This window comes from Avibacterium endocarditidis (assembly GCF_002921145.1).
In the GTDB taxonomy this organism is placed as follows: domain Bacteria; phylum Pseudomonadota; class Gammaproteobacteria; order Enterobacterales; family Pasteurellaceae; genus Avibacterium; species Avibacterium endocarditidis.
On record NZ_PQVI01000082.1, the window covers coordinates 1 to 7,434 of the forward strand.

9 protein-coding genes, 1 pseudogene and 1 riboswitch are annotated in these 7,434 nt (G+C 40.8%); of the genes and pseudogenes, 4 read left to right on the top strand and 6 right to left on the bottom strand.

Features of this window, described 5'->3' with window-relative positions; all coding sequences use genetic code 11:
* Positions 1-532 (top strand): magnesium chelatase subunit ChlI family protein (locus C3Z13_RS06450; protein WP_181022022.1); only part of this gene is annotated, 532 nt, incomplete at its 5' end.
* Positions 533-596: 64 nt separating this feature from the next.
* Here the strand turns inward: C3Z13_RS06450 and C3Z13_RS06455 are convergent.
* The 3 genes from C3Z13_RS06455 to ubiK all read right to left on the bottom strand — a co-directional run bounded on the left by C3Z13_RS06455 (position 597) and on the right by ubiK (position 2,908).
* A complete protein-coding gene (locus tag C3Z13_RS06455) occupies positions 597-1,283 on the bottom strand; it encodes a metallophosphoesterase family protein (RefSeq protein WP_103855383.1) in 687 nt (228 codons plus the stop codon).
* A gap of 8 nt (positions 1,284-1,291) precedes the next feature.
* Entirely contained in the window at positions 1,292-2,563 is a 1,272-nt protein-coding gene (gene nadR / locus C3Z13_RS06460; RefSeq protein WP_103854511.1) for a multifunctional transcriptional regulator/nicotinamide-nucleotide adenylyltransferase/ribosylnicotinamide kinase NadR, read from the bottom strand.
* An 81-nt stretch (positions 2,564-2,644) separates the two neighbouring features.
* A complete protein-coding gene (gene ubiK, locus C3Z13_RS06465; RefSeq protein ID WP_103855384.1) occupies positions 2,645-2,908 on the bottom strand; it encodes a ubiquinone biosynthesis accessory factor UbiK in 264 nt (87 codons plus the stop codon).
* 96 nt (positions 2,909-3,004) lie between these two features.
* A riboswitch (FMN riboswitch) is annotated at positions 3,005-3,149 on the top strand.
* Positions 3,150-3,263: 114 nt separating this feature from the next.
* Here ubiK and ribB point away from each other — a divergent pair.
* Positions 3,264-3,905, top strand: a complete 642-nt coding sequence (ribB, locus tag C3Z13_RS06470) for a 3,4-dihydroxy-2-butanone-4-phosphate synthase (RefSeq protein ID WP_103855385.1) — start codon at positions 3,264-3,266, stop codon at positions 3,903-3,905.
* 78 nt (positions 3,906-3,983) lie between these two features.
* On the opposite strand, the pseudogene C3Z13_RS06475 reads toward ribB, so the two are convergent.
* The 3 genes and pseudogenes from C3Z13_RS06475 to C3Z13_RS06485 form a co-directional block, all read right to left on the bottom strand.
* Positions 3,984-4,654 (bottom strand): annotated as a pseudogene (locus C3Z13_RS06475) (IS1595 family transposase).
* Between the two features lie 266 nt (positions 4,655-4,920).
* Positions 4,921-5,517: an Eco57I restriction-modification methylase domain-containing protein gene (locus C3Z13_RS06480; protein ID WP_219827894.1), complete on the bottom strand. Its 597-nt coding sequence runs from the start codon at positions 5,515-5,517 to the stop codon at positions 4,921-4,923.
* Between the two features lie 29 nt (positions 5,518-5,546).
* Entirely contained in the window at positions 5,547-6,161 is a 615-nt protein-coding gene (locus C3Z13_RS06485) for a DNA methyltransferase family protein (protein WP_245872579.1), read from the bottom strand.
* Positions 6,162-6,349: 188 nt separating this feature from the next.
* On the opposite strand from C3Z13_RS06485, the gene C3Z13_RS06490 reads away from it, so the two are divergent.
* Positions 6,350-6,688: a helix-turn-helix domain-containing protein gene (locus tag C3Z13_RS06490; protein WP_181022023.1), complete on the top strand. Its 339-nt coding sequence runs from the start codon at positions 6,350-6,352 to the stop codon at positions 6,686-6,688.
* 305 nt (positions 6,689-6,993) lie between these two features.
* The coding region (gene yihA / locus C3Z13_RS06495) for a ribosome biogenesis GTP-binding protein YihA/YsxC (protein WP_103855387.1) at positions 6,994-7,434 on the top strand (441 nt) is incomplete at its 3' end.

Genomic DNA, 7,434 nt, shown 5'->3' on the forward strand with positions numbered 1-7,434 from the left:
GAAAATCTGTTTTCCAGCGAAATTTCAACTGATTGCAGCAATGAACCCAAGCCCTACTGGGCATTACACTGGCGTGCATAATCGCACTTCACCGCAACAGGTGATGCGCTATTTGAATCGTCTTTCAGGGCCATTTTTAGATCGCTTTGATTTATCCATTGAAGTTCCCCTTTTGCCTAAAGGTACATTGCAACATATTGAAAATAAAGGGGAAACCAGTGAGCGAGTGCGGTCGAAAATTATTAAAGTTCGTGAAATTCAATTTACACGCGCTGGAAAAATCAACGCACATTTAAGTAGTAAAGAAATTGAGCGAGATTGTAAAATTAGCTCGCAAGACGGTATTTTCCTTGAAAATACGCTCACTCAATTAGGGCTTTCTGTGCGTGCTTATCACCGTATTTTAAAAGTGGCTCGCACCATTGCAGATCTAAATAATGAAAAGCAAATCCAACGCCCTCATTTGGCAGAAGCACTTTCCTATCGGGCGATGGATCGGTTGTTGCAGAAACTTTCAAAGAATTTAGGATAGCCTGAAATTTTATAGAATTTCTAACCGCACTTTATATTTGGTCTGAAAAAGAAAACAAGAAAAATTATTTTCTATCATCAATATTTTTTAGTAAATAATTCCCTTGTTCATCGCATAGGCTGCGGAAGCCTACGTTGGTGATTTTGAGTTTGGGATCACGGTTAATCTGGGAATAATCAAAATTTTCGTGGTGGTGGCCGTGGAAAATGTGCGTTGCGCCCATTTTTTTCGCCAGTTTGTTGAACACGGCAAAGCCAAGAGGGTGGGGGCTTGGTGCTTCGTGGGAGATGAGAATATCCGCTTGCAGATTTTCTAGTTGTTCAAAGTCAGAAGGAAAAATCGAGGCTCGGTGGCGCAATGGCAAACCACCGTGCCAAATTTTCTCTTGTGGACAATATTGGCAATAATGAATAGGGTCGAAAAAAACAGGTTTATTGGGCGGCATCCAAATTTGTCCACGGAATACGCCGCCTAATCCGGCAATGCGTTTGCCTTGAATAGTTTGTACGCGTCCGTGTAGGTTTCGGCTTTTCCATTCTGTTCCCCAAATGGCTTCAAAGGCGGCAACGGTTTTGCTGTCGTGGTTGCCGTGAATAAACCAGAGGTCGCAATATTGCGCCAATTTATCCAATTCTTCGGTGGTGGTGAGTTGTAAATCCCCGAGTATGACAAGGGCGATACCCTCTTGCTCTTGCACAAAAGGGTAAAGATGCTCGTATCTTCCGTGTGGGTCGCCTGCAAATAAGATCATAGGGGCTGTTATTCCTCAAAAATGGATTTATCGTTGTTTAGTTCGGGAAGCTCTTCTTCATTGAGAATTTTTTCTACAATGGATTTCACCTTATTATAACGCTCTAAATAGCTTGGTGATTCAATTTCAATATAAGGTACGTTATATTTATCCAATAATTTTTTCAATAATTGTTGGAAGCGTTGGCGCTGTTTGTGACTACCAAGGCTGCGCAAGCCATCATCCACCCATTTAGTGTTGTTGTTCAATAAAATCGTAATATCGAAAGGATATTCTTTGATCATTGAATCCAAAAACGGGTGCGCTTTGCCTTCATATTGAATACAAAATGCTTGCGTGGTGATGAAGTCTGTATCCACAATCGCGACTTTATGGGCGTGGCGCACGGCGTAATCAATATAACGTTGATGACCCAGCGCCATTTGTGGGTAATCAGAATATTGCATCGCTTGCTCATCACCCCCTAATTTTTCAAACACAAACTCACGTCCATATTCCCAGGCTGACGTGGTGTTGAATACGGTGGCAAGTTTATTCACTAACACGGTTTTTCCGCTGCTTTCGCCGCCTAAAATGGCAATAGTTTTGGCGAAAAACGGACGCACTTCTTTCGGGATAAATTTCCAATAATGGAAAGGCGTATTACGAATTTTAGTGGCGGAAACGTTAAAGAATTGACGCTGCGGATCAACCAATTCCACCTGTAAATTCAAATATTTTTCGTAAGGTGCTTTGTCTTGCGGTTCGCTACTAAATACCACGCTAGGATTCACCTGCTTTTCTTCAAAAAGCTGTTTAACCCGTTCTGCCCACGCAGGCCAGCCGTTTGGATAGCTCGGCAAGCCGTCTTCCACTAAATGATGAATGAAAATTTGATTTTTCTGATATTTAAAAATTTGTTGCATCCAACGCAGGCGATCTTGCACTGTTGGCATACGCTTCATTTTGCTATCATAAAATAATTTCAGATCGCGCTCTGTATCGCTACACACCACAACGTGGACTTCATCTACCTTACTGAACGCTTCATAAATCATATTGATATGCCCAGTATGCACAGGGTAAAACTTGCCAAAAATCACCCCCACTTTTTTATCTTGTAGATCAGTGATTTGTAGCACTTTATGTAAAGCAGATAACTTTGTTGCACTTGGATTTTTAATTTTACCACTCACCAGCTGATTAAAATAAGCACGGGTAATATTGGCTTGTTCGCAAACCTCATTCACTTTTAAATTTAACTGCTTACGTTTTTGTTGTAGATAGGCGAAAGCGGACATCTTGAAATTCCTTATATTGCCACAAATTTATTCAGAAAAAAGACCGCACTTTTCGTTTAATAAGCAAAGGGCGGTGAGATTTTAGCGCGTTTCTTGCCCTTGATTTTGCGCTTGCAACAGGGCATCGACACGCTTTTCTAACTCGTTCAGTTTCTCACGAGTACGCATTAAAACTTGAGTTTGCACATCAAACTCTTCACGGGTTACAACATCTAATTTGGCCAATTGAGCTTGCAAAACTTGCTTAAATTTTGCTTCAGCATCTTTACCAAGCTCTTTCATTCCTTGCGGTAAAGAATTTTGCACTTGTTGTATAATTTGCTCTATTTTTTGTGGATTTAGCATAAAGACCTCACATTATTGCATCAATGTGGCATATTGTATGCAATATCGGCGCAAAGAAAAACATTTTTTCTCTATTTAGATTGCGTTATACTATGCAAGCATTCTCAGGGCAGGGCGAAATTCCCTACCGGTGGTAAGTGCGCACGCATAAGCCCACGAGCGTTTACTTGCAAAAGTAAAGTCAGCAGATTTGGTGAAAATCCAAAGCCGACAGTTAAAGTCTGGATGAAAGAGAATAAACAGATTTGCCTTAGGTAAAATCTGCCTTTGTTATTGGATTTTCTTATCTAATGAAAAGCCTTTCCTCATCAGCCCTGATTCAAGTATCCATTAATTTTTTAACAGGTTTTTTACTATGAATCAGTCAATTTTATCCGCATTTGGCACGCCACAAGAGCGTGTTGAAAAAGCCATTGAAGCTTTCAAACAAGGTAATGGCGTACTCGTTTTAGACGATGAAGATCGCGAAAATGAAGGGGATTTAATTTTCCCAGCGCAAACCATTGAACCTGCACAAATGGCAAAACTTATTCGTTACGGCAGCGGCATTGTTTGTTTATGTTTAAGCGATGAAATTTGCCAACAGCTTGATTTGCCGCCAATGGTACAAAATAATACGAGCGTCAATAAAACGGCATTTACCGTAACTATTGAAGCCGCAGAAGGCGTATCCACAGGCGTTTCCGCAGCAGATCGTGTAACCACCATTAGAGCAGCCGTCGCAGATAATGCAAAACCGCAAGATTTACACCGCCCAGGGCATATCTTCCCCTTAAGAGCAGCAGAGGGTGGCGTATTAAAACGCCGTGGACACACCGAAGCCTCCGTCGATCTTGCCGTGCTTGCAGGCTACAAACCTGCGGCGGTAATCTGTGAAATCACCAACGATGACGGCACAATGGCACGCACCCCTGAAATCATTAAATTCGCGAAAGAATTTGATTATCCCGTGATGACGATTGAAGATTTAGTGCAGTATCGTTTAAAAGGTGAGTAAAGAAATAGTGAAATAGCAGGATTTTTCCTGCTATTTTTTATCCGTTAACTTTAAACTTGGGGCTGACGTAGATTAGCCCTAAATTTCACACCATTTTCGCAATGTTTTTAGCTGCTCTTTTGGTGTCCCAAAGTTAAATCGAAATTCACATTCTTTCAAAAATAATGGAAAACTTTTTCGGTCAATTCCATTATATTTTCGGAGTATCCTCTTGGCTTGACTCCAAAAATTTTCAATGCCGTTGATGTGATTTTGTTTCACTGCAAACAGCTCCGAATGGTTAATTCGTTCGTGGTGAAATTCGCTTACATCAAGGGCATCATAACTACGATACGTATCTGTATAAACCCAACTATCAGGCTTAATTTTCCTTGTTATAACAGGCAGTAACGTTTTTGATTTGGTATCATCTACGACAATAGTAAACACTTTTCCTTGCCGTTTCAATATCCCAAAAACAGCGACTTTTCCTGCAGCTCCACGACCTCGTTTTCCTTTACGATGTCCACCGAAATAGCTTTCATCCAACTCAATTTGTCCGTCAAATACTTCATCCGCTTCAAGTGCTAAATAATAGCTGATGACCTCACGGATTTTGCGGTGAAACAGGATGGCTGAATTGGGCTGAATACCGAGTAAATCTGCGGCTGATCCGAGCTGTTTACTTCTAATACAAAAAATTCAAGTAGCTTTTTCTGTATAGACTTCTTTAATTTACATGAGTTATCTTCATTTTTGTAGGTTAGCATACTAGCTAATCTACGTCAGCCCCTTAAACTTTTACTCGGCAATTAGATCAATATTTTTTGAAATTATATTACACTCAATATAACCAACTTTCTGATTAGAATAAATTTTGATCGAATTATGAAATTGAGATTTTTCAAAATAGATATTGCAGAATGATAACGAATAAATGCATCTAATCCTTTCTCTTGAAAGAGACGCTTGATATTTGAAATAAGCTCTCCATTCTGATAATTAAAGACCTCACATTCTCCATTATGATTTTTATCTATCTGGAAATACTCTCCTTTAAAACTTCTACACCAGCAAAACAATCCTGCGAATTAGAGAAATCGTGCAACTGGCGAATTTGCGAATCTTGCAACATTGTGGAACGGAACTCATCAAGCCCTTTGCCGCCTGCATACCAACGGGCAGGGATAATCATCACCAAATATTCAGGTTGCAATTTTTTCGCTTGTTCCACAAAGTGTTGATAAATCGGGCTAGCACTGGATTGTGCACCACTATCTCTTAATTGATAAGGCGGATTGCCAATAATAACGTCAAATTTCATCTCTTTATATCGTTCAAAAAATGGGCTGTAAGAATGGATAAAATGGTAGGCGTGAGTTTCAAGTTCATCACCACGATCAAATTCTTTTTGCGATGCACCGCATTCCGTACAACGTTCCTTTTCCCATTTGTGGGCTAAAGTGCGGTAAAAAATATGACCATTTTCATCATCAAAGGCGGTGCAGACAGAATATTCGCCATTCGCTTCACGGCTGCAATACAGGCTGCGGCGGCTAAGTTGCGCTGTGAGCGTGGTGATGCCAATGCCGAATAATTGCTTGGTAAAAATATGGTTGAGCCGTTCCTGCAAATCTGGAAAATGGGGTTCTCAGCCTTTGATTAGGCATTTGGCGTGATGGTGTATTCTTCCCCAACCAAGCCTGAGTAGATAAACGGCACGCGCTTGATTTTTCTCTCGTTAATAAAACTCCACTGAGAAAAAATAATCGCTTTTTTCGCCCGCTCTTCTTCCGCACCACTTAAATTCGGAATGAGGGAATGCTCGCGCGGGTATTTCACTTCCATTTTTAACGCATCGCCCAACACAATGTTGAAATGCAACAGGCAATCAATGGCATCAAGACATTCGGTTTTTTGGCTGTGCGGAAACAGCCGCGCGTATTCTTGCGCAGCAAAATCAAACAGCCGTTTGCGGCAGGCTTTTACGTTATCTTCCAACAGCTCAATACCGTAAAGACTGCTTACCGCAAGGATTAAATCTCGCTCATAGGAAAGCTGGCTTGGCGATTTAACGTGTTTTTTTCGCTTACTTTTATCTAGATAATTTTCTGCCGCCACCGCCAACTTTCGGCGCAAAATTTCGATCAAAAAATTGCCCGTTCCGCACGCAGGTTCTAAAAAAGTGGCAGAAAGTGATTGGGTCTGTATCGCGACTAAATCCAACATTGCGTTCACTTCACGCTCTCGGGTATAAACTTCCCCGTGATCCGCCACACGTTTTTTTGAAACTATTTGTTTTTCGTTAGACACTTTAAAATTTGAGATTAGACTTTAAAACTGAAAGTATTATTGATCTTTTTTAAAGTTTTAACAATATAACTTTCATTATCAAAATCACTGCGTGATAGCTTTGCCACGCTATGAATGAAAAAGAAAAATTCGCCGCTAATTTAAGGCAAGCTATGACAAGAAAAGGCTATCCACCAAAGCCTTCAGTGTTAGAAACGATCTTTAATTTAAAATATGAAGGGCAAGACATTACACCACAGGCGGCTTCGCAATGGCTGAACGGTAAAATGATCCCAAGATTAGATAAGTTAAAGACGCTTGCGATTGTTTTAAATGTAGATTTAAGTGAACTCGTACCGCCGAACAAGCTACAAAAATTGCAAGCCGCGGAACTTAGACGCATTGGCACGCCCGAAGAATTTCGCTGGGAAAACATCACCACTCAACAAGACAAAGCTTTTTCAGCCACTTTCTTCTCCCCGAACCCCAACTCAATGTTGTACGAGAAGTGATTATGGCTCTATATAAACAACACTGCGAATAATTGGTTTTTGCCTGTAGTGGCGGACCTATGTGTCCGCCATTTTGATTTTTCTATTTGTTGCTTGGAAAGAATTGTTTGAGCAACAGACAAATCTCCCCTAACCTAACCCCTCTTTGCTAAAGAGGAGGACTTTGATGAAGAAAAACTGATAGTCTGAAATGAAAATAATCACAAAAGTGCAGCGGAAAATTTCGAGATTTTTTACCGCACTTTGTGATTTTAGGGTATCCTAGGCATTCCCTTATTGGCTGAACTAGTAAAAAGATAGATAAAATGAGCAACGAAATTAAACTGAATTATCACAAAACCCATTTTCTGATGAGCGCACCGAATATTCGCGTGTTGCCTGAAGATAGCGGTATGGAAATTGCCTTTGCAGGACGTTCTAACGCTGGGAAATCCACCGCGCTTAATGCCTTAACTAACCAGAAAAACCTTGCCCGCACGTCCAAAACCCCAGGGCGGACGCAATTAATTAATGTGTTTGAAGTGGAACCGTTCTATAAATTGGTGGATTTACCGGGCTATGGCTATGCTGCCGTGCCTGAGCAAATGAAAATCCAATGGCAGAAAGCCTTGGGCGAATATTTGCAAAAACGTGAATGTTTAGGCGGTGTGGTGATTTTAATGGATATTCGCCACCCTTTAAAAGATTTAGACCAACAAATGATTGAATGGGCGGTGTCTGCTGATTTGCCAGTGCTGTTATTGCTC